The organism is Oceanobacillus sp. HCA-5259 (genome assembly GCF_037892815.1).
GTDB lineage: Bacteria > Bacillota > Bacilli > Bacillales > Amphibacillaceae > Oceanobacillus > Oceanobacillus indicireducens.
Genome location: NZ_JBBKBV010000010.1, coordinates 38,617 through 64,456 on the forward strand (window position 1 = coordinate 38,617; position 25,840 = coordinate 64,456).

General features: G+C 40.7%; 29 protein-coding genes. 9 read left to right on the forward strand and 20 right to left on the reverse strand.

Going from position 1 to position 25,840, the window contains the following annotated elements; all coding sequences use genetic code 11:
* Nucleotides 1–275 precede the first annotated feature (275 nt).
* Genes ytpR through WKU33_RS07900 form a run of 3 tightly spaced genes read right to left on the reverse strand, consistent with a single transcriptional unit; the run spans nt 276 to nt 2,045 of the window.
* Complete coding sequence (gene ytpR, locus WKU33_RS07890) at nt 276–878, reverse strand: YtpR family tRNA-binding protein (protein WP_336253306.1); 603 nt, start codon at nt 876–878, stop codon at nt 276–278.
* 16 nt (nt 879–894) lie between these two features.
* Nucleotides 895–1,698, reverse strand: a complete 804-nt coding sequence (locus tag WKU33_RS07895) for a DUF1444 domain-containing protein (protein WP_340454048.1) — start codon at nt 1,696–1,698, stop codon at nt 895–897.
* Between the two features lie 26 nt (nt 1,699–1,724).
* Complete coding sequence (locus WKU33_RS07900) at nt 1,725–2,045, reverse strand: thioredoxin family protein (protein ID WP_336253308.1); 321 nt, start codon at nt 2,043–2,045, stop codon at nt 1,725–1,727.
* Nucleotides 2,046–2,204: 159 nt separating this feature from the next.
* Here WKU33_RS07900 and WKU33_RS07905 point away from each other — a divergent pair, with 159 nt between their 5' ends.
* Nucleotides 2,205–2,645 carry a YtoQ family protein gene (locus WKU33_RS07905; protein WP_188855536.1) on the forward strand — a complete coding sequence of 147 codons (441 nt, stop codon included), beginning with the start codon at nt 2,205–2,207 and terminating at the stop codon, nt 2,643–2,645.
* A gap of 172 nt (nt 2,646–2,817) precedes the next feature.
* On the opposite strand, the gene WKU33_RS07910 is transcribed toward WKU33_RS07905, so the two are convergent.
* The 4 genes from WKU33_RS07910 to WKU33_RS07925 all read right to left on the reverse strand — a co-directional run bounded on the left by WKU33_RS07910 (nt 2,818) and on the right by WKU33_RS07925 (nt 6,663).
* Nucleotides 2,818–3,324, reverse strand: coding sequence for a DUF84 family protein (locus tag WKU33_RS07910; RefSeq protein WP_340454050.1), 507 nt, complete (start codon nt 3,322–3,324; stop codon nt 2,818–2,820).
* 10 nt (nt 3,325–3,334) lie between these two features.
* Nucleotides 3,335–4,402: a M42 family metallopeptidase gene (locus WKU33_RS07915; RefSeq protein ID WP_340454052.1), complete on the reverse strand. Its 1,068-nt coding sequence runs from the start codon at nt 4,400–4,402 to the stop codon at nt 3,335–3,337.
* 527 nt (nt 4,403–4,929) lie between these two features.
* Nucleotides 4,930–5,850: a S66 peptidase family protein gene (locus WKU33_RS07920; RefSeq protein WP_340454054.1), complete on the reverse strand. Its 921-nt coding sequence runs from the start codon at nt 5,848–5,850 to the stop codon at nt 4,930–4,932.
* 360 nt (nt 5,851–6,210) lie between these two features.
* Nucleotides 6,211–6,663: a M50 family metallopeptidase gene (locus WKU33_RS07925; protein ID WP_336253312.1), complete on the reverse strand. Its 453-nt coding sequence runs from the start codon at nt 6,661–6,663 to the stop codon at nt 6,211–6,213.
* Between the two features lie 189 nt (nt 6,664–6,852).
* Between WKU33_RS07925 and WKU33_RS07930 the strand changes: the two genes are divergently transcribed.
* Both WKU33_RS07930 and WKU33_RS07935 read left to right on the forward strand, forming a co-directional pair.
* Entirely contained in the window at nt 6,853–6,975 is a 123-nt protein-coding gene (locus tag WKU33_RS07930) for a hypothetical protein (protein WP_255454384.1), read from the forward strand.
* A 392-nt stretch (nt 6,976–7,367) separates the two neighbouring features.
* On the forward strand, nt 7,368–7,682 hold the full coding sequence (locus WKU33_RS07935) for a PepSY domain-containing protein (RefSeq protein ID WP_156856723.1): 315 nt from the start codon (nt 7,368–7,370) through the stop codon (nt 7,680–7,682).
* A gap of 13 nt (nt 7,683–7,695) precedes the next feature.
* Here the strand turns inward: WKU33_RS07935 and WKU33_RS07940 are convergent, their stop codons facing one another.
* Nucleotides 7,696–8,562, reverse strand: coding sequence for a YtnP family quorum-quenching lactonase (locus WKU33_RS07940; protein WP_340454057.1), 867 nt, complete (start codon nt 8,560–8,562; stop codon nt 7,696–7,698).
* 95 nt (nt 8,563–8,657) lie between these two features.
* On the reverse strand, nt 8,658–9,560 hold the full coding sequence (locus tag WKU33_RS07945) for a DUF4349 domain-containing protein (RefSeq protein WP_340454059.1): 903 nt from the start codon (nt 9,558–9,560) through the stop codon (nt 8,658–8,660).
* A 774-nt stretch (nt 9,561–10,334) separates the two neighbouring features.
* On the opposite strand from WKU33_RS07945, the gene WKU33_RS07950 reads away from it, so the two are divergent.
* Entirely contained in the window at nt 10,335–10,523 is a 189-nt protein-coding gene (locus WKU33_RS07950; protein WP_156856759.1) for a hypothetical protein, read from the forward strand.
* Nucleotides 10,520–11,998 (forward strand): sodium:solute symporter family protein, encoded by a 1,479-nt coding sequence (locus tag WKU33_RS07955; protein WP_336253315.1) that lies wholly within the window; start codon nt 10,520–10,522, stop codon nt 11,996–11,998. Before WKU33_RS07950 ends, WKU33_RS07955 begins: the two co-directional genes overlap by 4 nt.
* Nucleotides 11,999–12,030: 32 nt before the next feature.
* On the opposite strand, the gene ybaK is transcribed toward WKU33_RS07955, so the two are convergent.
* The 5 genes from ybaK to WKU33_RS07980 all read right to left on the reverse strand — a co-directional run bounded on the left by ybaK (nt 12,031) and on the right by WKU33_RS07980 (nt 17,670).
* The gene (gene ybaK, locus WKU33_RS07960; protein WP_156856719.1) at nt 12,031–12,504 is read right to left on the reverse strand and encodes a Cys-tRNA(Pro) deacylase; all 474 of its coding nucleotides are present in this window, start codon (nt 12,502–12,504) and stop codon (nt 12,031–12,033) included.
* 633 nt (nt 12,505–13,137) lie between these two features.
* On the reverse strand, nt 13,138–14,625 hold the full coding sequence (gene putP, locus WKU33_RS07965; RefSeq protein WP_340454062.1) for a sodium/proline symporter PutP: 1,488 nt from the start codon (nt 14,623–14,625) through the stop codon (nt 13,138–13,140).
* A gap of 83 nt (nt 14,626–14,708) precedes the next feature.
* Nucleotides 14,709–15,716 carry a proline dehydrogenase family protein gene (locus tag WKU33_RS07970; RefSeq protein WP_156856717.1) on the reverse strand — a complete coding sequence of 336 codons (1,008 nt, stop codon included), beginning with the start codon at nt 15,714–15,716 and terminating at the stop codon, nt 14,709–14,711.
* 334 nt (nt 15,717–16,050) lie between these two features.
* Nucleotides 16,051–16,362: a YuiB family protein gene (locus WKU33_RS07975; RefSeq protein ID WP_156856716.1), complete on the reverse strand. Its 312-nt coding sequence runs from the start codon at nt 16,360–16,362 to the stop codon at nt 16,051–16,053.
* Between the two features lie 87 nt (nt 16,363–16,449).
* Complete coding sequence (locus WKU33_RS07980; RefSeq protein WP_156856715.1) at nt 16,450–17,670, reverse strand: NAD(P)/FAD-dependent oxidoreductase; 1,221 nt, start codon at nt 17,668–17,670, stop codon at nt 16,450–16,452.
* Nucleotides 17,671–17,951: 281 nt separating this feature from the next.
* Here WKU33_RS07980 and WKU33_RS07985 point away from each other — a divergent pair, with 281 nt between their 5' ends.
* Complete coding sequence (locus tag WKU33_RS07985; protein ID WP_336253121.1) at nt 17,952–18,944, forward strand: NAD(P)/FAD-dependent oxidoreductase; 993 nt, start codon at nt 17,952–17,954, stop codon at nt 18,942–18,944.
* 43 nt (nt 18,945–18,987) lie between these two features.
* On the opposite strand, the gene WKU33_RS07990 is transcribed toward WKU33_RS07985, so the two are convergent.
* The 3 genes from WKU33_RS07990 to WKU33_RS08000 all read right to left on the reverse strand — a co-directional run bounded on the left by WKU33_RS07990 (nt 18,988) and on the right by WKU33_RS08000 (nt 20,425).
* A complete protein-coding gene (locus WKU33_RS07990) occupies nt 18,988–19,671 on the reverse strand; it encodes a Crp/Fnr family transcriptional regulator (RefSeq protein WP_340454066.1) in 684 nt (227 codons plus the stop codon).
* Nucleotides 19,665–20,021 carry a HesB/IscA family protein gene (locus WKU33_RS07995; protein WP_336253123.1) on the reverse strand — a complete coding sequence of 119 codons (357 nt, stop codon included), beginning with the start codon at nt 20,019–20,021 and terminating at the stop codon, nt 19,665–19,667. The genes WKU33_RS07990 and WKU33_RS07995 overlap by 7 nt, the downstream gene beginning before the upstream one ends.
* 71 nt (nt 20,022–20,092) lie before the next feature.
* Nucleotides 20,093–20,425 carry a YuzD family protein gene (locus WKU33_RS08000; protein ID WP_340454067.1) on the reverse strand — a complete coding sequence of 111 codons (333 nt, stop codon included), beginning with the start codon at nt 20,423–20,425 and terminating at the stop codon, nt 20,093–20,095.
* Nucleotides 20,426–20,594: 169 nt separating this feature from the next.
* Here WKU33_RS08000 and WKU33_RS08005 point away from each other — a divergent pair, with 169 nt between their 5' ends.
* Entirely contained in the window at nt 20,595–20,819 is a 225-nt protein-coding gene (locus WKU33_RS08005; protein WP_156856711.1) for a NifU family protein, read from the forward strand.
* A 55-nt stretch (nt 20,820–20,874) separates the two neighbouring features.
* Here the strand turns inward: WKU33_RS08005 and WKU33_RS08010 are convergent, their stop codons facing one another.
* Nucleotides 20,875–21,846: a hypothetical protein gene (locus WKU33_RS08010; RefSeq protein ID WP_336253124.1), complete on the reverse strand. Its 972-nt coding sequence runs from the start codon at nt 21,844–21,846 to the stop codon at nt 20,875–20,877.
* A 90-nt stretch (nt 21,847–21,936) separates the two neighbouring features.
* Here WKU33_RS08010 and WKU33_RS08015 point away from each other — a divergent pair, with 90 nt between their 5' ends.
* Nucleotides 21,937–22,449 (forward strand): phosphatidylglycerophosphatase A family protein, encoded by a 513-nt coding sequence (locus WKU33_RS08015; protein ID WP_336253125.1) that lies wholly within the window; start codon nt 21,937–21,939, stop codon nt 22,447–22,449.
* Between the two features lie 113 nt (nt 22,450–22,562).
* On the opposite strand, the gene WKU33_RS08020 is transcribed toward WKU33_RS08015, so the two are convergent.
* Together WKU33_RS08020 and WKU33_RS08025 are read right to left on the reverse strand one after the other, a co-directional pair.
* The gene (locus tag WKU33_RS08020) at nt 22,563–23,201 is read right to left on the reverse strand and encodes a helix-turn-helix transcriptional regulator (RefSeq protein ID WP_340454107.1); all 639 of its coding nucleotides are present in this window, start codon (nt 23,199–23,201) and stop codon (nt 22,563–22,565) included.
* 9 nt (nt 23,202–23,210) lie between these two features.
* Nucleotides 23,211–23,663 carry a DUF86 domain-containing protein gene (locus tag WKU33_RS08025; protein WP_336253641.1) on the reverse strand — a complete coding sequence of 151 codons (453 nt, stop codon included), beginning with the start codon at nt 23,661–23,663 and terminating at the stop codon, nt 23,211–23,213.
* A 738-nt stretch (nt 23,664–24,401) separates the two neighbouring features.
* On the opposite strand from WKU33_RS08025, the gene WKU33_RS08030 reads away from it, so the two are divergent.
* Nucleotides 24,402–25,835 (forward strand): amidase, encoded by a 1,434-nt coding sequence (locus tag WKU33_RS08030; RefSeq protein ID WP_336253127.1) that lies wholly within the window; start codon nt 24,402–24,404, stop codon nt 25,833–25,835.
* Nucleotides 25,836–25,840: the final 5 nt, after the last annotated feature.

A 25,840-nucleotide genomic window follows, 5' to 3' on the forward strand; every position in this document is an offset into this window, starting at 1 on the left:
TCTTTTCATAATAATCATCTTTACCAGTTCAGCTGCCCGGTGGACGGTGACTCCTGCGAGAATAGCACGAGTCCGGAGACCCCGCAGGGCGGTAGCCCGAGGAGGCTTCGGCTGTGCCCGCGGAAAGCATCCGTCCACCGGGCAGCTGAACGGCGACTAGAGAGCAAGTCTGGAGAACGTGCACATTACTCACGCTGAATGAAAGTAATTAGCAGTTCATATTTTGAGGGAATTAAAAACACACCCTATTAGAAAATAGCGTGTGCCTCTTTTTTTTAAACGGTAAATTCTTCACCAATTTGATAGCTGTCGTCTAGTACGTATATTCCTTTTTCTTCCGGTGCATTGGGGATAGCCAATTCTTTCTGGGAACATATCATTCCGTTTGATGGAACTCCACGGAGTTCAGATGGTTTAATGCGTAGACCGCTTGGCATCGTTGCTCCTACTTTCGCAACAACAACTTTTTGGCCAACATCGACATTTGGTGCACCACAAACGATTTGCAGTACCTCCCCACCAACATCAACCTTACAAACACTTAACTTGTCTGCATTCTCATGAGGTAATTTTTCCTCGACATAGCCGACGACAAATTTCGGGCTTAGATCAAAGTCAAGCTCATCATCGAGATTATTGGCTTTAAACAGGTCTTTAATTTCTCCAAGTAATGCTTCCGTTAATTTAATTGCACCTGTTTCAGTTAGTGCAAATTTTTCCGAAGCACGGTAAATGTTGTAGCCGAGCACTTCCTGATCTTTTCCAAGTACTCGGACAATATCTCCGTTTGTTTCATATGTCCATTCGTAACGATTGCCATCTTTTAGCGGGATGAGGAGTACATCCCCAATTCCATTTGGATTATAAAATACGTTCATCTATTTCGTCCTTTCCCTATTTCTCTGGGCGGTTTTTCGCGAGGATAAAGATTGGCTCTAATCTTTTATCTTCGTAAATAAACGGTAACGAAGTAATAGGGATGCGCCCCTCCGAGAAATATTTCATTGTAAGCTGAGCTAAAATATCATAACCAGTCTCATTCTGAATATCTGCAATAATCAATACATCCTGATGCGGGGTGGCGACGGTCATATCACCTTTCATATTTGCTTTCATCTCTTCCAGAAATGCTTCATTCAATATTCTGGTTGCATCATATCCATCTTGAGTTGCAATAAAGTAAAAATCATTCCCAGCTACTTTATCCATTTTATAATCGGTTGAAAGAGAGCGGGCATTAAACATTGCGATTTCTTCTAGATGCTTCCCAGTCCACTCTGCTTCTTGAAGCAAATCTTCATCAATTAATCGGTATGATTTCCCTTCATCAAGTGCATAGAATATTCTCGTTTCCGCGGTATGATCTTTGTGGATCAGTTTTTTTTCAGCTTTTGTTTTAGTCGAGAATGATGTCGAGCGAATCACAGGATAGATATACTTCTCCATTCCTGTCAATTCAACATGTTCATTCATCATTCTTAGCGCTTCCTCAATATGTTCAACAACTTCATCAATTACCGTTTCACCGCGCGTATTATATTTTACAATGATATTTGGAAGCGTCAAGGTTAAACCTTGCTTCGTTTCCTTCCACTCGATACGGAGTGTGTCCTCTTTACGATTAAATCTAAAATGATATTTATCATTTGACAGACGCTCTTTCAATATGTCCCGCATGCGGGTACTTGTCATTTTCATCGATGGTACCTCCTTACAAACTTAATCTACACTTTCGCAAAGCCATCGATAAACGAAATGATTTCTTCCTTTGTCTTCCGGTCTTTACTGACAAATCGGCCTACTTCTAACCCTTTTTCATAAGCAACAAAGCTAGGGATACCGTAAATTTCATTTTCTTGTGCCAGTTCCATAAATTCGTCTCGATTCACTTCAACAAAAGTGTACTCAGGATATTTATCTTCTATTTCTGGTAAGATTGGTTCAATGAAGCGACAGTCTGGACACCAGCCAGCTGTGAAAAGAAAAATTGCTTTTTCATTATTTTTGAGTTCGTTAAATTCTTTTACAGATTGCAATGGCCTCATTTTCAATCATCTCCTTCTTTCTATCATAGCTTTCCTTCCCGTCTGTTTCAATTCACACGCCCTGATTTAACGAATTTTGAAATGCTCATGTAAATAATTTGCAATTATTATACAATTCGTTAGTATGAAAGTGGAGTCATATTATTTGGAGGTGCTGAAATGGAACTAACTGTTTATCTAGCTGGTGAAATTCACTCAGACTGGCGGGATCAATTAAAAGCAAAAGCAAAGGAAAAGAATTTACCGTTAACCTTTGTCGGACCACAGACGAATCATGACCTTTCAGATGATATTGGAGAAAAGATTCTAGGGAAGCAGCCTGGCAATTATTACCGGGATGATGCAGCTTCTGCTGTGAATAATTTAAGAACACAGGTGCTTATGCAGAAAGCTGATGTCGTTATTGCGCTGTTTGGTGAGAAATACAGACAGTGGAATACGGCGATGGATGCCTCCGCGGCAATTACATTGAATAAACCGACGATTCTTGTTCGACCGGAAGAGTTTATTCACCCATTGAAAGAGCTATCCAACAAAGCGAATATTACAGTTGAAACGATTGATCAAGCATTAGATGTTTTAGCCTATATTTATGAATGAAAAGAGGAGCGCCCAAAGCGGCACTCCTCTTTTCATTCCTCTAGGAAACCATAAAATAAAAATATTCTTGAGAAATTTCGAGCGGGTAGCCACGTCCGCTCTGCACCTAAGAATGCCAAATGAATTACTTCTTGGCTTAGCTTCTATGATCTTCTTGCGTCGTTGTTCTTCTTTAACTTTTTGACCAATATTCCAGTTGACCTCTTAGTGCTTGGGTAATGTGGGTGAACATCGTACCGCGGTCGATTAGATTGTTGGTGAAGATGCCAATTGCCCCTTCTTTCGAGCGGACATTTTCCCTTTTAGCATACACTTCCATGATGTCTCCTAGCTCTTTCCCTTCTTCTAACTCTGGTAAAAATTCATTCGGCAAAGCGATTCGCGCTCCAGCTGCGGTATAAATTAGATCTGTTGAAACAGCAAGTGCGCCCCAATTCGTTACATAGAGACAATCATCAACGAGCATGACTCCACCCTCGAGACCGACACCTACATCCGCTTCTTTCATGTTAAGTGATTGAAGTGCACGATTGATTGCACCTTGTCTCGTCTCTTCATCAGTACGCGGCTGCGGGGAAACACCAGACGAAGCTTCCACTCCCCGGACAGTGTAATCTGTGAAAACCGCTTCACACGCACGGATTTTCGTTGGGTTTTTAGAACCGATTATTAATTTCATTCCTTACTCCTCAGCTATTATTTTTAATCGTATCAACTGTCGTTTGATCAGTAGCTTTTACCAATTTCACGAGCAATTCTTTCGCCGCTGCATAATCATCAACATGAATAATGGAAGCTGACGTATGAATGTATCGTGAGCAGATACCAATTACCGCACTTGGTACACCGTTATTCGATAGATGGATTCGTCCTGCATCTGTTCCACCTTGTGATATGAAATATTGATACGGGATATCATTTGTTTCTGCTGTATCAAGTACAAATTCACGCATGCCCCGATGTGTGATCATCGTCCGGTCGAATATTCGCACCAAGGCCCCTTTCCCAAGCTGACCAAATGCTTTTTTATCCCCTGAGGCATCATTCGCAGGTGAGGCATCGAGAACATAAGCGATATCCGGCTGAATCATATTAGATGCAGTCTGAGCCCCGCGAAGTCCAACCTCCTCTTGAACAGTTGCTCCGGAATATAACGTGTTCGGTAACGATTCATCCTTTAATTCTTTTAATAACTCGATGGATAACCCGCAGCCATAGCGGTTGTCCCAAGCTTTAGCAAGGATTTTCTTCTCATTTGCCATCGGTTGGAATGGGGTAACAGGAACGATTGAATCTCCTGGCTTCACGCCAATTCTTTTCGCATCATCCCGGTCATCTGCCCCAATATCAATCAGCATATTTTTAATTTCCATCGGTTTCTTCCGCTGGGCTTCCGTAAGCAAATGGGGCGGAATCGATGAAATAACACCAATAACAGGACCGTTTTCTGTCATTACTTGAACGCGCTGGGCTAACATGACTTGGTTCCACCAGCCGCCCAATGGCTGAAAGCGAATCATTCCGTTATCCGTTATTTGAGTAACCATAAAGCCAACCTCATCCATATGTCCGGCAATCATGATGCGGGGGCCTTCTCCTTTTTTAACACCGAAGATGCTTCCGAGATTATCTTGCACAATCTCCTCTGCATATTTCTCTAATTCCTTCTTCATGAAAGCCCGGACAGCATGTTCATTCCCCGGAGCCCCCTGTAGTTCTGTTAAATTTTTAAAAAGTTCTAAGGTTTCCTGATTCATGTTTAAACTCCTTTTATATATATTCTATTTCTCTATGTCTTTTCAGTATACCGGATAATGGAAATGACTTTCCACTATCCCGGTCAGAACAGCCTTTCGAATTTGTTTCAGCGATTTTTGCAAGGATTGTTGGATTGAATGAAAAATCTTATAAAGTGAAACTTCATTCAGTGTTAGTTGAACAGAATCAGGGATTTATGGACTGTATATCCCCACCCTTCACATCTTGGGCTTCCCTTCATGTTTTGGAATGTGGGGAATACAGACCGTTAATGCGTGCTAACAAAAGCTTGTCTTTTTCCGTCCCAAGACATTATACATTTAATTGGCGGGTTTAAAACTGAAACAATAGACATATAACTGTACTGCTTGTCGCCGCAACATATATTGGAAGAGTTATCAGCCACCTTGCATTAATCGCCATCCGGAAACCTTTCCATTTAGTATTCCGATGGGAGAAAAGACACAAACCCGAACGAAAGAACGGGACGACAGGAGTCGGTACAAGAACCGTTCCTACGTCCCAATCAACTTACGGTCGGTTCAAGTACCGTTAATGTATTATTCGTTGTATTTAAATTTGCTATAGCTCCAATTGGAATTGCTGCTTTATACGTTCCGTGTGCGGTGGTAAAGTTGGTCATAAGTGGCTTGCCAAAGGAAGTCATAAAGGTATTAATCAAATCATTGTAAGTCGTGTTATATGAGGCGGGACAATTTGTACATTCTCCCATGATGATGCCAATGCAATCATCAAATTTTCCGGCTAACTTTAAATGATTCAAATATCTATAAACCGTATTAATTGGTTCATGGGTTTCTTCAATAAGGAGTATGCTTTCTTTTGTATCGATTTCGTAAGGGGTTCCAAGGTTACCAACAAAAGAGGTCAGGTTGCCCCCGACAATTGGACCGGTTACATTACCCTGGACCGTACTGACAGTTGGAATGCCCGGCGAATTTTGTATTTGTCTTGGTGAAGTTAATGTAGACGTAGCAGTAAAAAATTGATTGACGTTGTAGGCTGGACCTCCCGATACGAAATCAATGAGCATTAAACTTTGGAATGTGATCAAATCGGCATATTGGTATAGGACATTTAATAATATCGTTATGTCGCTATAACCCGATATAATTTTCGGATGGCTTGTGATCACGGAATAGTCAAGGTAAGGAAGAATGCCTGCTACTCCCACGCCACCTCTAGTAGGAAGGATCATTTTTACCTGGTCATTCTCAAACATGCTCATCAAGTCCGAGGCACGTTGTTGATCTGTTCCTGCAAGAAACCCATTTTGAGAATAGACATATTTTCCTAGGATCACATTAAATCCCATATTTTGTAACGTTTCTATTCCAGCGTTAATAATACTTGCATCTAGTGGACTGCCCAAGGTAACAATTCCAATTGTATCCCCTTGTTGTAAAATAGGTGGTTTTATCGCCATAGCTCCTCCCCCTTCATGGTTCGCCTTTGCACTATTATTAATTTATGTGAGTTTGTTAAATGAAGTGCAAAGGAAAAGGCACAAGCGCCCTTACAGACTAAGTACGCGATTCGTTTCGCAACGCCTGGGACTGCAATTACTCGTCCCACCGCAGAGTGTTTGTACTAGCACATCTTGTGCCTCGTGGCAACGTACAAACTCTGGAGCACTTTGGGGCTGCAATTAAGTTCAATTCATACGAGAAGTAGCCCGAAGTTTCGTCATAGATGACTCCAAAAGATGGCAAGGGTGGTTCTATCTCATGTCTTTATTCACAAGCATCGTACGTTCTATGTATTTATTAAACTTAAACAGGATAACCTAACTAGTTTTTGTACTTCTTAGTAAACTAAGCAATTGTTTCCCATCACTTGAACGTCCCTGCAAGTCAGTATATGGAATGAGACACCATAAGATGTATAAGCAACTTAAAAAGTTCATAATTCCTATATATTCCGTTTTAAAAAACAATGAGACCAAATATAAGACTCCAATAAAAAATCCATTAAATATAACTCCCCCTAGTAGCACAATAGCCCATTTGGTCTTACTTACCTTGTCTGGTCGTTCATATGAAGTTGCACCACTGATAAAAAATATCTTATTTATAGAAAGTCTGCCAATGCTTATTAGTGTATCTCCCCAACCGATTTGAATCTTTTTAACCTTCCATCCCCACAGTTTGATAAAAAAAGCATGTCCTAATTCATGAACCATTGTGCAAATCGGGAAAAAAATAAATGCAATTAATAAGTATTTAAAGCTAAAGTCCATTATAAACCTCCCTGTTATGTTCCATATCTGCGCTTGGAAATAAAACATCTACTCTTATCCAGAAATCTTCCTCTAATATAGATATATCAAAAAGTATTTCTTGTACTTTCTTTAAGTTCATTTTCTTTATATTCGCAATACCTTATCGGAATTATCGTAACATAGCGCTTACAAAATTTCGAGAGAATTTTGTCAAGCACATTGGCGGATCAGGCTAAAAAAGAGCACATTGTTGAACAAATCTCTCCACGCAGTGTTGCACGCTATTTAAAGGAAGCTGATTTAAACGACATCATTACCGAGTTTGACTGAATCCAAAGATTGAGAACCATGGGACAAACCAAAAGCAAGCCCAAGCTGTTTATGATGTTTATCAAACGGCACTACAGCGAAAGAACACGGCACCCATGTCTTTTGTGTTGATGAAAAACAGGTATTCAAGCAGCGGAGCATTCCAAGCCAAAAAAGCAATGAGGCTAAGAGAACCGGAAATAATCGGACAAGAATAAAAACCTCCTTAAATATGCTATGCTCTGACTTTCGATATAAAAATATTATGCCATTTTTAGCGTATTTTGAGGAGGATTATCTCGAAGAATTTTCACTCCTCGTAACTGCATCCATGGAATTTTAAATTTCCAAGTAACTAAGGTATAATTAAAAGAAGATGAATGTCTATTTCATTTAATGAGAGGTGGAACAAGTTGAAAAAAAGAAATCTTTTACTTGCTGCAAGTATCGGGTTCGCGGTAGGTTATCTATTGAAGAGCCAATTGGATACGAAGCAGAAAGTGACGCCAGAGAAAGCTTTAAGTAATGCGAAGGAAGCTTTTAAACAAAACGGGCCAATCAGCGGATCATGGATTTATATGAAACCTGAAGAAGTCGAGAAAAATGGCCTGGTGTATCAAGCCTATCGCGGGGGAATTACGCGAAACATCGATGGGGAGAGTAAACAGTACGAATTCTATGTTGATGTAGAAACAGGCGGTATCATCGCGACGACTGAAACCGCTTAAAGGAGAGCGCTTCTTAATTGAAGCGCTCTCCTTTCAATACCCGTGCCCTCTCAACCGCGTCAATCCGTTCAGCTTTTTCATTAAAGCGGATCGCTCTGTAGTAAGCATCATGATAAAATGTATACCATGCCTGTCTGTTGTATCCGTATTCCATCCACTCCTGTTTTTCGTGGACCGATGTCACCGGGTAATCGTCATAGGCCAGCGCCCAAAGCTTATTTTCATGTGCATTCGTTGGCATTAAATCTCCCATATGAATGAAACAGTCTTCTCCATCTTCAAAAACAATAATGGCATGTCCTTCACTGTGTCCTCCTGTATGGATCATCCGCAGTCCTTTTGCAACTTCCAGTTCATCTGCGAAAGTCTCTACTTGATGTTCAATCGGTCGCCAATTCCTCTCCCAGTATGTATTAACAGAACGAATATTGGGGTGACGCATTTCTTCCCATTCAATTGCCGTCGTATAAATAGTCGCATTGGGAAAAATTGTTTCATACCCTTCTTTTCCTTTTTTTGACAAGCCACTCGCATGATCGAAATGTAAATGAGTCATTAATATACCGTCAATGGCAGTTGGCTCCACACCAAGTTCACTTAATGATTCTTCTACAAAAGAAAGTTCACTTGCTCCAAAGTTACGAATCTGCTTCTCTGACAGTTTATCTATTCCGAGGCCAGAATCTATGAGATAATTTCTCCCATCCAATTGGAGCAAAATTGGATCGGTCCTTAATTCGATCAAGTTCTTCTCATCAGCCGGGTACTTTCTTGCCCATAATGCTTTCGGCACTACACCGAACATGGCACCGCCATCCAAATGATTCACACCACCACGTAACCAAGTCAATTGCGCCCTGCCAACCTGTAATTTTTCCATCCTTTTCCCCCTCTTACTCTTATTTACTACTAGTTTATCACCCATACTCAGATAAGCAAACTGGGACAGAGGGTCAGACTGAACCCGCGTCCCACTTATTTGATTTTCTTTTGTTTTTTCCAGATGAAAAAACCGCTCAGGGCAAGCACTCCAATAATTGCTAATACTGGCAAGTTACCGATGATGAGTATGCTTAGTTTAGATAGGATGGTAATGATGGAATTAATACTTTTCATAAACTGTTGTTTCGTTTCTTGCCATGTGTTCAAGTCATTATTGACATTTGAAAGTGTTACATTACGCTCACGAATTGATATCGTTATCGTTGAAAAATCCGTTTTATCCTGAAGATAATTCATCCGGCCGACAATCATTTCAATCTCTTCTTGCACCCGTGCTAAATCATTTGAGATTTTTAATAAGTCCTCTGTTTCTTCCGCACCAGCTAAAAAATCCAGTAATCTTTCTTCCACTTTTTCTTTCGATTTCAGACGGGACTCCAGGTCAACGAATTCCTCTGTAACATCCTCGCCAGAAACATAATGATCCAGCACCTTTGTACTTCCCTCCTCGATAAAATCTAGGAATGGATGGAAATCTTCTTGTGGAATACGAATGGTCATCTGACAGCTTTTCAAATTTTCTGTTTTCTCATTATATAATGTCGACTCAAGTACATAGCCGCCAATCCTTGCAGCTTCTTTTTGAACTTGATTAGAAAATGTTTTTAAATCATCCGTTTCAACATCTATATCTGCCGTATAAATAACTTTACGATTTGATTCGGCACTATCCACTTCAACATCTTCCACTGATTTTTCCGTTTCCGCATCTTGACCCTCTTCCTCATTAGAAAATTGCAGTTCACTATCTTCCACTCCGTAGCTTTCTGTATCATGAGCAATATCGGCCGTCCCCTCGGCAGTGTCATCCACCTCTTCCCCAGTACAAGCTACAAGCAATAGACTGAACACCAATATACTTATATATTTCTTCACTTGAACTTAGCCCCTTTCTATTCCTTCTTACTACATTGGACGTCCGTCACATACAAAAGTTTCTTAATTAAAAGATTTTTTGTGTAGCCTTCTTTATCACAATCTGGTATGATAGGTTTTGTAACTTTACATCGAAAATATGAAAATTTCGTAAAACTATGTGATTTTCTTCACACAAAATGACGCTAATTCACTTCGTATTAACCTGAACTAAGTCGCAGAGCGGACGTAACTAGCCCTAGAAACCTAAGTTATTACAGCATTTTTATTTTTTCACGTATTAACGGTCTGTAATACCCCCATCTCTAAACATGAGGAAAGCCCAATATGTGGAGGTGGGGGATATACAGGCCGTAAATACCTGATTCGGTTTAACTAACATTCAGTGGGGAGGTAAGGAATTCCCCACTGAATGAAGTTTCACTTTATCACGCATTAACGGTCTGTAATACCCCCATCTCTAAACATGAGGGAAGCCCAATATGTGAAGGTGGGGATATACAGTCCGTAAATATCTGATTCTGTTCAACTAACATTCAGTGGGGAGGTAAGGAATTCCCCACTGAATGAAGTTTCACTTTATCACGCATTAACGGTCTGTAATACCCCCATCTCTAAACATGAGGGAAGCCCAATATGTGAAGGTGGGGATATACAGTCCGTAAATATCTGATTCTGTTCAACTAACATTCAGTGGGGAGGTAAGGAATTCCCCACTGAATGAAGTTTCACTTTATCGTTTCTTATACTATTAAAAAGGAGGAAATATCGACAATGAAGGAGAACGAAGGGGTTTATGCCATTATTATTACATGCTTGATTCTGATTGCTTTTGTTGTACCGTACACATTGCTTCCTGATGTCGAAAAGTGGTATGGCAGCTTTTTATTTTGGACGGTACTTACTGTAATTGTAATTGGCGTCAATTATTTATTAATTAGGGAGTGGGGCAAAAAACAATGAATACGTCGTACGTTTGGTGGGCTGTTGCCATCTATATTATCATTTCTTTGTTCATTGCGTTTCTATCGCAATCTGGCAAGCAAAATGATATGGTCAGTTATTTCCTTGGCGATAGGAAACTCGGCGGAATCGTATCTGCACTTAGTTATAGTGCAACTACTTATAGTGCATTCATGCTTGTTGGTTTAGCCGGACTTACATACAGTGGCGGGGTTGGTGCGCTTGGATTTGAATTAATTTATCTGATGGGGGTTTCACTGATTGCTTTTTTTGGACCGCGTTTTTGGGTTGTCGGTAAAAAATATGGCTATGTTACACCATCTGAGATGCTTGGTGATCGCTATCAAGATAAAAGGGTGGCAGTCATCGTCGCAATAACAAGCTGTCTTTTCCTCATCCCCTATAGCGCAGTACAGCTAACTGGTGTCGGTTACTTACTTTCTGGTCTTACGAATAATGAAATCACCTTTTCAACCGGTGTGTTGATTGCAACGATTATGGCGATTTTATTTTCTTATATTGCGGGAATTCGTTCCGTTGCCTGGACAGATTCCTTGCAAGCGGTATTCATGATTATCACATCAACCGTTGTCGTTCTTGTTCTTATCAGCGGGCTAGGAGGGTTTAGTAGTTTCTTCCAGACGCTGGAAACAGAACACCCAGCTTCATTAGCTGTTCCTGGCAACGGATTTTTTAATATTTTTACATTTATTGGAATGACCTTGCCATGGATGTTTTTCAGCCTTTCCAATCCACAGGTCAGTCAACGGTTATTCATGCCGTCATCTTTACAGAACTTAAAAATTATGATTCTCGGATTTATGATCTTTGGACTCATTTATACACTTGTTGCGATTTTTTGGGGCTTTTCGGCGACAATTATGTTCCCGAACCTTGACAATGTTGATATGGCAACACCATTGATTCTTTCCAGTGATCTCGTTCCACCAATTCTTGGGGTCATTGTGATGGTAGGAATTATGGCAGCAGCAATTTCAACGATTGATTCAATTTTACTGACCCTCGCGTCCGTATTTGCGAAAGATGTGTACGGGAATCTGAGGAAACGACCATCTGACCGCATGCAGCTGCAGATTGGAAAATTCGTCATTCCTGTCATTGCTATTATTGCTTATCTATTTGCTGAAATGGAGTTAAGTATCATTGTACTCCTCTCCGTTGCCTCTTCAGCTGGTCTTATCATTGCGGTTCCAGCTATATTCGGAACGTTTTTCTGGAAACGGGGTACAGCTGCTGGAGTATTAGCAAGTGTTGGGGTTACGGGGGTTATTGTCATCCTTTTAGAAGCATTTCAGTGGAAGCCACTTGGGCTCGCATCAGGGGTATGGGGAATTATTTTATCCACGATTATTTTCATCGGTGTCAGCTTCGTTACGAAAGCACCAGAAGAAAAAGCCGAAGAATTCTTAACTACAGTAAAAGTTGCATTACAAAAAGAACGGAAAAATAATTAAACGGTCCTCATCTTGGGACCGTTTTTTCTAAATTATTCTGCTCGTAGGTCAGCATACGCCGCTTTGGTCATTTCTTTTAGATCTGCTGGAGAGAGTTCGACTTGGGAACCGCGTTTCCCCGCTGAAATGACGAGATATTCTAAGCCTTCTGCATAGGAATCAATGTATGTCGGATAGCTTTTCTTCATACCAATCGGTGAACAACCGCCCCGTATATACCCTGTCGTCTTCTCCAAATCTTTCATTGGAAGCATGTCAATCTTTTTATTACCACTTACTTTGGCAAGTTTTTTCAAGTTCAGTTCATCTTGTGCACGAATAACAACAACGACTGGTCCAGTTTTATCTCCGACCGTTACGAGTGTTTTAAATACCTTATCAAGCGGAATATTCGTTTGACTTGCTGCAGTTTCCGCATCAAGGCTATCTTCCTTCCAAGCATACTCATGGATCTGATAAGCAATTTTTTCCTTATCAAGCAAACGATGAACATTCGTCTTCCTCATACAATCACCCTTTACTAATTATTAACTTAACTAACGAATCAAAAAAATCAAAGCAGTCTAATCTTATCCCAGAACATGAATATTTAAACATAATCATGTTTTTTATAGAGACTCGAATTCCTTTCATTCAGCGTAAGTGTTTTGCTTGTTCATTTAATTTGGCGCTCTAATCGCCGTTCAGTTTCCCGGAGGACGGATGCTTTCCGCGGGCTCCGCGCTGAGCCTCCTCGGAAGAAAAGCACTTCCTGCGGGGTCTCATCGTCTCCGCTTTCCCGCAGGAGTCACCGTCCTCCGGGAAACTGAACTGGTAGGGATGCTGGTAGGGATGATTATTATGGATGGAAACTATCACCCTAAGATCAGCGTTCTATTCCTAAAATGAAAAATAGTGTTCCAAATTTGGCTTTCCCCTCGGAGCAGTCCAGACACCTCGAGACTCCTGCAGGAGGAAAGGCATAGGTGAGACCCCGCAGGGCGGTAGCCCGAGGAGGCTCACCAGCCGCCTGCGGAAAGCGAGAGGTGTCTGGACTGCGGACCTCCAGGAGAAGGTTGCGCTTACGCTGAATGAACGAATCCGCGATTTTATCGAATTCCAAACCTACCTAGCTGTTTTAGGCTGTAAAAGTTAGATTGTTAATCATTTGATTGCTTAGCTAGTGCCACTGCTTCGTCAAATTCCGCCTCAATTTCAGGATTATGCTTATATGTTATTCGACTTACTACTATCGCAACAATCATAGCAAGGGTGAATCCTGGAACGATTTCATATAGAAAGCCGGATAAAACTTTTGAATTACCCCAGACAAAGACCGTGATTGCCCCGACGACCATTGCCCAAAGCGCACCAGCACTAGTGAACTTCTTCCAATACAAGGATAAAAGAATAACCGGTCCAAAGGATGATCCAAACCCTGCCCATGCGAAGGCAACCAAGCTTAGAATCGTATCGTTTTGTTCCCATGCAAAGTAGATTGCGATAAGCGCTATGAACAGCACTGCAATTCTTCCTAAATTAACATAGAACTTTTGGCTTGCTTCCTTCTTGAATACAACCTTATATATATCCTCTACTAGTGCAGATGAAGATACAAGTAATTGCGAGGATACGGTACTCATAATCGCTGCAAGCACCGCAGCAAGCATCATTCCAGCAATAAACGGATGGAAGAGGATTTGACCTAAAATAAGAAAAACGGCTTCCGAATTTGATAATGTAACATCTACATTCTGCTGGAAGTATGCAGCACCGACGATACCTGTAGCTATTGCCCCGCCAAGTGATAGAACAACCCAGCCAAAACCTATTCGACGCGCTGTTCTTGTTTCTTGCGCAGATTTAATTGCCATAAACCTAATAATAATATGGGGCTGTCCGAAATAACCGAGACCCCAAGCCAGCAGGGACACGACGCCGGCAAAGGTAGCTGTAGAAAACATATTAAAGACATCCGGGTTGAACGCCATCGCACTCGATGCTGTTTCTCTTAAGCCGCCCGTTGCAAAGATACCAAAGATTGGAACAAGAAGCAGTGCTAAGAACATCATCGTTCCTTGTACAACATCTGTGTAACTTACCGCTAGAAATCCGCCAATGAATGTGTAGAGAATGGTGACCCCGCCAACAATCAATAATCCGGTCGTATAGTCATAGCCGAATGCACTCTGGAAAAACACTCCTCCGGCAACCATCCCAGAAGAAACATAAAAAGTAAAATAGAGCAGAATCACGATTCCAGAAACAGCCCGTAAAACTTTCGCATTTCGTTTGAAACGGTTGTCCAGAAAACTCGGAATGGTTATCGAATTATTCGCCACTTGCGTGTAAGTCCGTAGTCTTGGTGCGACAATCTTCCAGTTTAACCAGGTACCTGCAGCTAAACCAATTGGCATCCAGATTTCCACAAGACCGGCTACATAAAGTGCCCCAGGAAGTCCCATCAAGAGCCACTGGGACATATCGGAAGCACCAGCACTAAGAGCTGACGCTAACGGACCGAGCTGGCGGCCGCCAAGCATGTAATCATCTAAGTTTTTCGTCTTTCGGAAACCCATCAATCCAATCATAATCATCCCGATAAAATATATAATGATGGCTAATAGCTGATACGTATAATCAGACATTCCTCTCTCCCCTTTTATGAAACTATAATGTATTCCTCCCATTTTATAGCCAGTTATCTAAAAAAAGACAAAAATTGTTATTTCTATTTGTTTTTGCGACTCTTTCTGCCGGCAATAAATCCAAGTGTTGCAATCCCAGCTGCCCCAGCAACGACCGCCCCTGTCTTCAGTCTGTTATCTTCTGTATAAAAGGTATCTTTAAGTACGAGATTTATATTTTGCGGGCGCTCCGCTAGCCGGCGCATAAAATAACCATACCAATCATCACCAAACGGAATATACGTACAGAAATTATAACCTTCTTCGGCCAATGCATATTGCATCTCTACACGGAAGCCGTAAAGCATTTGAAATTCAAATTTTCTCTTATCAATCTGATGCTCTTCCACATATTTTTTGATGTTTTCTATCAAATTATGATCATGCGTCGCGATCGATGTAAACGCATTCCCTTGCAATCTTATTTTTACCGCTTCCATGAAATTCGCATCAATATCTTCTTTTTCTTGGAAGGCTACTTCTTCAGACTCTTTATAAGCTCCCTTTACAATCCTTAGCCGCACATCTTCAAGATCCTTTAAATCATCCATTGTGCGGTATAAATAAGTCTGCATGACCGTTCCGACATTTTCATAGTCTTTATGAAGTTCCTTTACAATATCTAATGTCGGCTGGTAATGAATATATTTCTCCATATCAATATTTACAAAAATATCATATTCACTTGCTTTAGTAAGAATCTCCCGCATGTTGTCCATGCAAAATTCTTTATCAATATCAAGGCCGACCTGGGTTAATTTTACGGATAAATGACCGTTCAGTCTCTCCTCATGAATATATTCAATTACTTCGAGGATTTGATTTTTTGCCGCTTCGGCTTCAGTCCTATCATTAACAAACTCCCCTAGATTGTCGAGCGTCACGGCAATACCGCGCTCATTCAATTCCTTGACCTTTTCAGCGGCCTGAGGCAAATCTGTACCAGCTACAAATTTCTCTGCACCTAGTCGGAATCCCCACCTTTTGGCATTGTCATTCAGAAATTGATTGTTCGATAAAGCAATGAAAAAGTCTCGAGTTAAGTTAACCATTGTTCATTCTCCTTTGTCTGTCTTTCCCTATGAAGTATTTACCTCTTAATGAGTGAAAGCACTTTCATTCAAGGGTATATTTTTTAAAAGCTTAATCTTATTATAACAAAAATTATACAAACTAAGGCTAATAAAAGATATATTAAAAAAGCTAAATTTCTTTTTCAGAGAAATGCAGTAGCTCTTTGTTTACATCTTCTAACTCATGATGCGAATTTCCCGTTCATTCCACATTTCCCATTTTGCATCCCCTAATTGGGATGAGGCACTGCATTATACAATATCCTAAAAACCACAGTGCACATGGACTGTGGTTTTTATCCAGTTATAATCATTAAAACATTTGGTATCCACTTCTTCTTAAAATACGAATTGTAAATCCGGAAACTATTGTACCGAGAAAACCGGCTCCCATAATAACATAGTCAGCAATTTTTAAAGCAGCAAGTGTATCTCCTAATAGTTTAAAAGATTCCGCAGTGTTCGTAAAATAATCAAAAGTAGAAATGCCATCGATAATCATTATGGCAACAATTGGATATAGAATGGACATAAGCCAAGTTCTTCTTAAAAGCATATTTAAAATAAAAGCGATACCAAAGAAAATGACGAAATATAACATAATGGAAACTACTAGCTGTATCAATGATGTAACTCCCTTCGCTTCGTTAGATAACACCCACGCTTATTTTATAATAAATAGAAAGAAAAGCAAAGACATATAGCCTTTGCTTTACATATGGAAGAAATTAAATCTGCCTCTCTTCATTAATAGATGGATTCCTCCTAATTGGAGCAAATATCGATTTAAAGAAAGTTTCTTCATAATTGTCGCTCTCCACCCGAAATGCTGCCGACCGTTTAATGATATGGCAACACCGTCGGATGAGCCGAGTGAAGCAATGATCGCCTTCTTTCTGGATCGAAAGTGTAATAATGCTTTTTTATTAATCTGCGCTTTAATATTCCGAGCTGCAATTCCAGCAGAAGCAATTGCCGTTTCCGCATTCGCTGGGTATGGCCTTCCTGTTTCTGGATTCGTAATCAGTGCACAGTCACCTAGGATATAGACATCGTCATAACCCGGAACGCGTAAATCGCTTTTGACCTCTACTTTTCCATTAACAGTCGGGATACTTGATTTTTCAAGCAATGAATTACCACGGACACCAGCAGTCCAGACGATTGTCTTTGCTGGGATTTCGACACGCTTTCCTTCCTTTTCATAGACAACACAATCTTGTTTCGATTCGACAATTTTAGCGTCCATTATAAATTCGACACCACGAGATTCAAGAGAGTTCATTGCATAATTCACAAATTCTTGCTTGCATCCTGGTAGAATAGTAGATTCACATTCTACTATAATGATGCGGACCTGCGTTCGTTCCACATCATACTCACTGCCGAGCTCTGGAATCCGGTCAGCGAGTTCACCGGCATATTCAATTCCGGTAAATCCTCCACCTGCAATAACAATATTAATCCGTGCAGCATTCTTCTCTTCTTCGTTCGCATACTTGGCAAAGTTATATTCCAAATGTTCTCTCAAGACTCTTGCATTATTTAAATTTCCAATCGGAAAAATATTTTCATTTAAATTCGGATTTGTGATAGCTTCAGCTTCAAATCCTAGCCCAACGACGAGGATATCATAAGAAAGCTCCTGGTTTAGAAGCTTCACCTTCTTATTTTTCTCATCAATCATTGTTACTTCATCGATTACAAAGTTTATCTTATCTTGATTGATGATGTCACGAATTGGAATCATTGTTCGCTCCGGCTTTAATGATCCTACCGCCGTTTCATGAAGCCAAGTCGTTTGATAATGGTAATCATGTTTATTCACGAGCGTAATATCCGCTTCATTCCGGCGTAATAATTTCTGTAATTTAGTAGCGGTCATAAGACCACTATATCCCGCTCCTAAAATTACGATATGTGGTTTATACATCTTTTTAAAACACTCCATCAGCCTTAGATTTACTTAAAATTTCTGTATAGAACTTGTTAACAGATTGGCTATTCTTTCGTATATACGAATTACATCATAAGATTATAACACAATTGTAATGAAAATAAAATATAAATGTTACACGTTTGTTACAATAGAATTATTCATCCGCGAAATAAACCATTTTTCCTTTTGTTCATGAGCTAGATAGTAACGATTCGGTTTCGTTTTATGGTAGGATTAGATTGTTGATAATTATAGTACAGAGAGAGGGAATTCTGTTGTCTGAAGAACTTTATGATATAACAATAATAGGTGCCGGACCAGCAGGTTTGTTTACTGCTTTTTATGGTGGAATGCGTCAAGCGAAAGTAAAGATTATTGAAAGTTTACCACAAATCGGTGGACAGCTTGCAGCCCTTTATCCGGAGAAATATATATATGATGTCGCTGGTTTCCCAAAGATTAAGGCAGTTGATCTCATCGATAATTTAGAAGAGCAAGCGAAGTTCTTTGATCCAGCAATCATTCTTGACCAGCAAATTGAAACAGTCGAACGATTGGCAGATGATAGCTTCAAGCTCGTCAGTAAGGGCGGTGACGTTCACTATACGAAAACAATTATTATTACAGCTGGAAACGGTGCATTTACTCCGAGACGTTTAAATATTGATAATAGTGAGGACTTCGAAGGAATTAACTTGCATTATCATGTTACCGATATGAACCATTTCAAGGATAAAAATGTCGTCATCCTTGGTGGTGGAGACTCCGCTCTCGATTGGAGCCTGATGCTCGAGAAATCCGCAAAAAGCGTAACGCTCGTCCACCGCAGAGATCAATTCCGCGCCCACGAAGCGAGTGTAGAACAGCTAAAAAATTCAGCGGTTGAAGTCATTACTCCATATGCAGCACAAGAAATAACAGCGACTGACCGGATCAATTCACTAACACTCCAGGAAGTGCGTGGAGAAAGTAAAATCACCCTTGATGTGGATGAGCTCATTTGTAATTACGGGTTCATTTCTTCCCTCGGTCCAATTAAAGACTGGGGACTGGAAATCGAGAAGAATAGCATTGTCGTCAACACAAAAATGGAAACAAATATTCCAGGCATTTATGCTGCTGGAGATGTGACAACCTACGATGGTAAAGTTAAATTGATTGTGACCGGCTTTGGTGAGGGACCTACGGCAGTCAACAACGCCATGCGCTATATGGATCCAAAGGCACGCGTTCAACCAAGACACTCCACCGACATGGCTATTTTCTAAATAAAAATCGGAGCCTATTCCTATATGAAGTAGGCTCCTTTTTCTATTCTAGTACTGCAACTTGTTTCAGTGCTTCTAGGTCCATTATTTTTATTTTACGATGACCATCTTGCACAATCCAATTGTTTGTCTGAAATGTAGACAGCCGCCTGCTTACTGTTTCTTGCGTTGTTCCTAAATAGGACGCAAGATCTTTTTTACTCATTGGGAGCACAATGTCCAGCTGCTTATCTTTTTCCACGAGTTCTACTAAATACGTAGCAATCCGCATTTCCACATCTTTCGAACTCAATTCTCCAACAAGCTTCTCTGTTTGGTCCAAACGCTTACTAAATTGCTCTAAGATTTTCAGTGCAATCGATGGGTGTTCCTTCATTAATAACTGCATCTCGTCCCGATGGATTGCACAGATCTCCGACTTTTCGATCGCTTCTGCATAGCTGTCCATTTCTTTCTTTGTGAAAATCGCCATTTCCCCCATGAACTCACCAGGTTCCAAGATCCGTAATAATTGCTCTTTACCAGATTCAAAAACTTGGTAAATCTTCACTCTTCCCTGGTGGACGATGTATAAGTAATCCAATGGGTCGCCATCATGGATAATAATTTCCCCTTTACGATAGTTCTTATGGGTACTTCTTTCAGCAATTTTAACCATTTCTTCATGCGTTAAATGGTTGAAGAATGGAACTTTCGCTACACAAAGTCTACTCGTGTCCTTTAACACTTTTCAACTGGTCCATCATACTCTTTCGGACGGAAAGATGAGCCGCAACCACAGGACAGTACAGCATTGGGATTATCGATACTGAATCCCCCACCCATCAAGTTTTCTTTAAAGTCAATCTTCGTCCCTTCAATAATAGGGATGTCCTGGCTGAATAGGACGACAGGAATACCATTTATTTCTTCCACGACATCTAACTCTTCGTTGATTTCTTCATCAAATCCTAAGGAGTATGAAAGGCCGCTACAGCCTCCACCTTGCACACCAAAACGAAGGCGTACCCCTTCCTCTTCATCCTGCATCATCTCTTTGATTTGAACGCTCGCCTTATCCGTTATAATAATTGACATATGCATTACCTCCTTCGGTCTCATTTTCCTTTAATTATACAAATGATAAATAATTTAAGCAATCGTTCTGTTTATATCTCCTCAACCGGCACGAGTCCCTTTGCTTCCAATGATTGATAAATTGTTTTCAAGCGGGGAATCCCCTCCGCGACCAAGTCCTCATCGACAAATACAATTGGCCAAAATAAATCTTCCTCAACGATTCGACGAACAAAGTCCTGGTGCTTCTCTTCTGTTTGTGTCTCATCTATATCGACATACTCATAAGAAATGGCATCTGTTCCATATTTCCGTCCGATTGCAGCTTGCAGCCATTCATACGTATCTTTTGAACCTGGTGCTCCTACACAACTGGCACAGAGCAGTTCCGCCCCGTAGATGGTAACTTTAACTTTTTCACTCATTGGCACGCCTCCTACCTCTCCTTGATTTATAAAAAGGGAGTTTCTTTCATTTTACAAAATAGAGAAGCAAAGGTACAATATAATTAACCGATAGAAGTTTTAAGTATTACCAATAGATTCATTAGCAAATCCATTTTTTTACTAGTATGACGAAAGGGGGATGTGATTCATGCATGAGCAAGTACAAGAAGTTTTAAACAAATTACGTCCATTTTTGCTCCGTGATGGTGGAGATGTTGAATTAATAGATGTGGATGAGGACGGTATTGTCCTACTCCGTTTGATGGGTGCTTGTGGTAACTGCCCTAGTTCCACGATTACATTAAAAGCCGGAATTGAGCGTGCTTTAATGGCAGAAGTTCCGGGCGTTAAGGAAATTGAACAAGTATTCTAATGAGGCAGCGAACTACAGCTGCCTTTTTTCTTTTTATGCCAAATCATAATTACCCTCATGAAAGCCAATCCACCTCAACAAGCTCAAATGCTTCCTTATCGATTTCCATTTTCTCGTAAAAATTACGTAAGCGCTCCTCATATACTTCCTGCAATTTAATCATTTTATAAAGTGCAGCCTCTCCTGTTTTACTGTTTTCCCCATTGATCAATGGTTCCACCGCATCAAAAAAATGAATGGGAAAAAGTAAGCGTGCATAAATTAGTCGCCAGCTAAATACGGATAGCGGCCTTATTGCCTGGTAATCTCTAAAGAATTCATGCAATACATTGTCCGACTGTCCACTTAAAAGACAATTGCGGATATACTCAGCTATATCCCTGGCAGGATGATCGAAGCCTAGCTCATCGGGCCAGATTACTTCACGCTCCACTTGATTATTGAACCGGAGAAAGGCTATTGTCCCTTGATCGGCTTCCGTATAACGTGCTTCATTTTCTTCTGTTTCCCGCAGGTATTGAATAGCATTTTCACTCATACCTATAATATAGGGTAGAACATCAAAAATAATTGGAGTTACCGTTTCCTCTGTTGTGAGCTGAGCTATCCGTTCTTCAAATAAGTTCAGCTTATCCGTCCATAGGCGCTTCCATTCCCCATAACTTGAAATGGACTGGGGCTCATAATAATACGCGGAACCCGTTTCATGAAATAACGCTAAATTTCTGCCTAAGCTTTCTTTTACCGTATTCCGATCACTCACTTGATAAATTAAGTACGTAGACGTTTGATATTCTGTAAACCATTCTTCTTTCATATTTTTAACAGGTAGCGCAATATGTCGGAAACCATTTTCCATTAAGTAGTAAGCAAGTACCGCTTGTTCCATCTGAATCATTTCAAGATTCCGGGATTCCATGTTAAAATAAACGAAACCGTCCGCAAGATAGCCAGTTCTTCCATCAATCACCAATTTTTCTTCCGGATGTATTTGATAATAATTAGTTAACAACTCACGCAAAGACAAGTTAAGATCCTCCTCATGATGATATGGGTATACTTAAACTATATGAATAAGAAGAACTTAACTTAACCACTATTTGAAAAAGGTGATAAAATGAATAAACATGTAAAGTTAAGCGATTTAGAAAAGAAAGCCAGAGAGCTTCTTGAGAAACGTGGGGTAAAAATCGAGGATATTGCGGAACTCGTTTATTATTTGCAGTCAAGCTATCATAACAAGTTAACGATGGATGAATGCCGCTTCAATGTCAACCGTGTCCTCTCCAAACGAGAAGTGCAAAATGCTGTCATTACTGGTATTCAATTAGACGTTCTGGCGGAGAAAAAACTTTTGGACGAGCCTTTACTTGAAACGATCGTTACAGACGAAAGCTTATACGGCATTGATGAAATTATTGCCCTTTCGATTGTAAACGTTTATGGATCAATCGGGCTTACAAACTACGGCTATATCGACAAACAGAAACCAGGTATTTTAAAAAAGCTGAATGACCATTCAACTGGCAGCGTCAACACATTCCTTGATGACATTGTCGGTGCAATCGCGGCAGCGGCATCTAGCAGACTCGCCCACTCCACCGTCGACCCCGAAAATTTAATTGACTAGAAAAATCAAAGGCGCAAGCGCCGTTACAAGCTAAGTACGTGCGGAGCGGATGTGGCTATCACTAGAACCACCGTATTTTTAGTTTCTTTGCAATAAAAAAGATGATTGCGCGATCAATCATCTTTTTTTGGTGCTTTTATAACCCACTTACATACATGGGCACCAGTTGTGATATATCCTTCTGGCCTTACTTCACTTTCATCGAATACATGATTATACATTATTTTTTCATTGGAACAGACGTGACGATACTCTTTAGCAATGTTAACAATTGGGCAATTATAGTTCGTCAATATATAATCCCCATCTGATGTTTTCTCAATTTCTAGCATATAGCCAGCATCGTTCTGCATCTCAACAAGGGCATGAGCCTTTTCATCAAAGCTCTTTCCATCTAGCTTCTCAAGCAATTGCCCCTGTTCTCTTTCCATCCGTTTATATAACAATGCCTTCACCGATTCAGGACCTTGAAGTTCTTCCAAATCCTGTAATAATTCAACCGGTAATTGTTCGTATTGGTTCGGAAACTGACCATGTCCTTTATTGGTCAACTCATACGTATAGTAAGGACGGCCAATCTCTTGTTTATGCTTGCTCTTCTTAACAAGCTCCTGGTTTTCAAGTTCATGAAGATGTTTACGCACCGCTGGTTCCGATATTGTGAAAAACTTCATCAATTCATCCATCGTGATTGCCTTATTCTTCTTTAAGATCACGATGAGTCTGTCCTTCGTCGTTTGTTTCATCTCCATCACCTTTGCTTACTCTTTTAAAAAAGCGTTTGCGACACCAAGTTCATTTTTCAAATAAGCTTGAATATGTGAGCTAAAACCGTTAAGCACCGGAAGACACTCAGCAATCGTTTCATCCAGCTGCACTTCTTCCACATTCACATAGTCCGTGACGAGATTCTTTCTCAGCGAGATAAAATTTTTATAAGCTACTTCGTGTTCGGCAGGAATTACTTTTTCATCGACAAGGATATCGATAATATCTTCGTAACTTCCCGGATCTCGCATAATAAATCCGTCAATCATCATATTCCCAACATCAAGTGTAGATTCAATTAAGATATGAACAATTCGCTCTTTGCCAAGTTTTTCGATTGGTGAATCAAATGATTCATTTTCTAATAAATTAAGTAAATGATCCATATATGTTAAGTTTTCTTCTATCTTTTTCCGGTCGACAAAATACATGCTATGCCCCTCCATTATCTATCTTCCCCTTTAATCATACCATATAAATTGGGATTTTGGAGGGAAAATGCTATAGTTAATGTAATACACTCAACTTTCACACCTTAACAACCAAATACTTTCATTCAGCGAAAGTATTTTGCGCATTCATTTTATTGGCGTTCTAATTACCGTTCAGTTGCCCGGCGGACGGATGCGCATCCTAAGGCACAGCCGAAGCCTCGATGCGCAGGAAGTTAATGTCAGACGTTGCCACATACGAGAGCGAATTTAGTCTGCCTCGGAAGAAAATCGCTTCCTGCTCAGGTCTGGACTCGTGCTTTTCCCGTAGGAGTCACCGTCCGCCGAGCAACTGAACTCGTGCGGAAGATTATTCTTAATGGAAATTATTCCATCTTAGCGAATATTGCTCTATTGAAACGAAATTAGTATTCCAAATTCGGTCTTCCCTGGGAGCAGTCCAGACACCTCGAGACTCCTGCGGGAGGCCGGCTAAGTACGGTCACGTCCTGTGACCAATGCCGGCATTAGAACCTCCTGTTCGTCGATAGGCCTAGGTGAGACCCCGCAGCGGGCTTGCCCGCGAGGAGGCTCACCAGCCGCCCGCGGAAAGCGAGAGGTGTCTGGACTGCGGACCCCGGAAAGAGAGTTGAGGACTTACGCTGAATGAAAGTAATGGCGCTGGTTTTCTGATGTTTGATAAAAGGTATTGGTTGCTGAAAGTGGAGGAATACATACTTAACAGAGGGGGAAATGAAAATATCTACTGCGATATTGGATTTAGATGCGACCGCACTTGCCGAAATGTTAAGAAATGGAACTTGGACAAGTGAAGAGGTCGTAACAACTTACATCAATCATATCAAAAAAGTAAACCCTCCCATTAACGCACTAGTAGAAGATCGCTTCGAGAAAGCAATTGCTGAGGCAAAACAATTTGATGAAACAAAGAGCATGGGGGGAAGAATAACCGGAAAGCTTGCTGGAGTACCAATCAGTGTGAAGGAAGCATTCCATGTTACCAACATGAAAACAACGGGATGCCTTGAACATCGTCAAGATTTAATTTCTCGGGATGATGCGAAAGCGATTACGAAACTGCGCAAGGAAGGTGCCATTATTTTAGGCAAAACAAATACCCCAGCCCTTTCCTATTGCCAGGAAACCGATAATAAGCTTTATGGACGGACGAATAACCCATGGGATATTAACCGGACTGCTGGAGGTTCGAGTGGCGGTGAAGGTGCTTTACTTGCAGCAGGTGGAGCTGCAGTGGGAATCGCCTCTGACATCGGTGGGTCGATCCGTTTTCCATCCCATTTCAATGGTGTCGTCGGTTTTAAACCGGGAATGCACCAAGTCACTGTCGAAGGTCATTATCCAGAACCAACCCATCCATTGCAGCAAAGAATGCTCGGGATCGGTCCAATGGGGAAATCTGTGAGGGATATGGAACTGATGAACAGGATTCTAACTGGCACGAATCCGAAACCAGTCTTTCTAAATGAGTACAAAGTTGAGATATTAGTCGAACAGACGACCTACCCGTTAGCGAAAAGCACCAAAAATATAATGCGGGGAATAGAGGATTTCCTCATTCAATTAATTCAGACGAAACGTGGCGCGCCACCACTATTTGATGAAAGTGCGCAACTTTGGCAGGAGATTATGTCCATCGATGGAAGTGCTGCTGTCGAGAAGGAGGCTTTCAGTAATGACCGTTCACCTCTCATCCGTTCCTATTTAAAAGAACGATTGACGAACAGAACAAAGATGCACCCTTATCTATCCTGGGCAATACTTGGTTCGAAAATGTTCAAACCATCGAAAAAACGAGTTCGGGAAATAAACGATATTATTCTCCGTGGTGATGAATGGTTAAATGATTATTTAAACAATCGACTACTTATTTTTCCTGTTTATCATACTGCTGCTCCAATACATGGGCAAGTATTTAAAGAGATTTTCTCCATTCGTAAAACGTTTTTGGACTATATGCCATATATCGCTTATGCAAATGTATGGGGTCTCCCATCCCTTACATTGCCCGTCGGTAAAGACGAAAACGATATGCCTGTAAGTATTCAAATCATCAGTTCTATTGGAAACGAAGCAGCCATTTTTAGACTCGGTTCCATTATTGAAAAGAAATATCACGGGTATAGACGGTGCAAAAGATTGGATTAAAACGT

Bases quoted from the DNA above. Each gene is read 5' to 3' on its own strand.
- WKU33_RS07925 (WP_336253312.1), bottom strand. From the start codon at position 6,663: ATGGACTTTAGCTTTAAATACTTATTAATTGCATTTATTTTTTTCCCG.
- WKU33_RS07900 (WP_336253308.1), bottom strand. From the start codon at position 2,045: ATGAGGCCATTGCAATCTGTAAAAGAATTTAACGAACTCAAAAATAAT.
- WKU33_RS07950 (WP_156856759.1), top strand. From the start codon at position 10,335: ATGAAGGAGAACGAAGGGGTTTATGCCATTATTATTACATGCTTGATT.
- WKU33_RS07915 (WP_340454052.1), bottom strand. From the start codon at position 4,402: ATGAATCAGGAAACCTTAGAACTTTTTAAAAATTTAACAGAACTACAG.
- WKU33_RS08015 (WP_336253125.1), top strand. From the start codon at position 21,937: ATGAATAAACATGTAAAGTTAAGCGATTTAGAAAAGAAAGCCAGAGAG.
- WKU33_RS07905 (WP_188855536.1), top strand. From the start codon at position 2,205: ATGGAACTAACTGTTTATCTAGCTGGTGAAATTCACTCAGACTGGCGG.
- ytpR (WP_336253306.1), bottom strand. From the start codon at position 878: ATGAACGTATTTTATAATCCAAATGGAATTGGGGATGTACTCCTCATC.
- WKU33_RS07910 (WP_340454050.1), bottom strand. From the start codon at position 3,324: ATGAAATTAATAATCGGTTCTAAAAACCCAACGAAAATCCGTGCGTGT.
- WKU33_RS07895 (WP_340454048.1), bottom strand. From the start codon at position 1,698: ATGAAAATGACAAGTACCCGCATGCGGGACATATTGAAAGAGCGTCTG.
- WKU33_RS07920 (WP_340454054.1), bottom strand. From the start codon at position 5,850: ATGGCGATAAAACCACCTATTTTACAACAAGGGGATACAATTGGAATT.
- WKU33_RS08005 (WP_156856711.1), top strand. From the start codon at position 20,595: ATGCATGAGCAAGTACAAGAAGTTTTAAACAAATTACGTCCATTTTTG.
- WKU33_RS08030 (WP_336253127.1), top strand. From the start codon at position 24,402: ATGAAAATATCTACTGCGATATTGGATTTAGATGCGACCGCACTTGCC.
- putP (WP_340454062.1), bottom strand. From the start codon at position 14,625: ATGTCTGATTATACGTATCAGCTATTAGCCATCATTATATATTTTATC.
- WKU33_RS07995 (WP_336253123.1), bottom strand. From the start codon at position 20,021: ATGTCAATTATTATAACGGATAAGGCGAGCGTTCAAATCAAAGAGATG.
- WKU33_RS07970 (WP_156856717.1), bottom strand. From the start codon at position 15,716: ATGGTTAACTTAACTCGAGACTTTTTCATTGCTTTATCGAACAATCAA.
- ybaK (WP_156856719.1), bottom strand. From the start codon at position 12,504: ATGAGGAAGACGAATGTTCATCGTTTGCTTGATAAGGAAAAAATTGCT.
- WKU33_RS08025 (WP_336253641.1), bottom strand. From the start codon at position 23,663: ATGGAGGGGCATAGCATGTATTTTGTCGACCGGAAAAAGATAGAAGAA.
- WKU33_RS08020 (WP_340454107.1), bottom strand. From the start codon at position 23,201: ATGGAGATGAAACAAACGACGAAGGACAGACTCATCGTGATCTTAAAG.
- WKU33_RS07955 (WP_336253315.1), top strand. From the start codon at position 10,520: ATGAATACGTCGTACGTTTGGTGGGCTGTTGCCATCTATATTATCATT.
- WKU33_RS07980 (WP_156856715.1), bottom strand. From the start codon at position 17,670: ATGTATAAACCACATATCGTAATTTTAGGAGCGGGATATAGTGGTCTT.
- WKU33_RS08000 (WP_340454067.1), bottom strand. From the start codon at position 20,425: ATGAGTGAAAAAGTTAAAGTTACCATCTACGGGGCGGAACTGCTCTGT.
- WKU33_RS07940 (WP_340454057.1), bottom strand. From the start codon at position 8,562: ATGGAAAAATTACAGGTTGGCAGGGCGCAATTGACTTGGTTACGTGGT.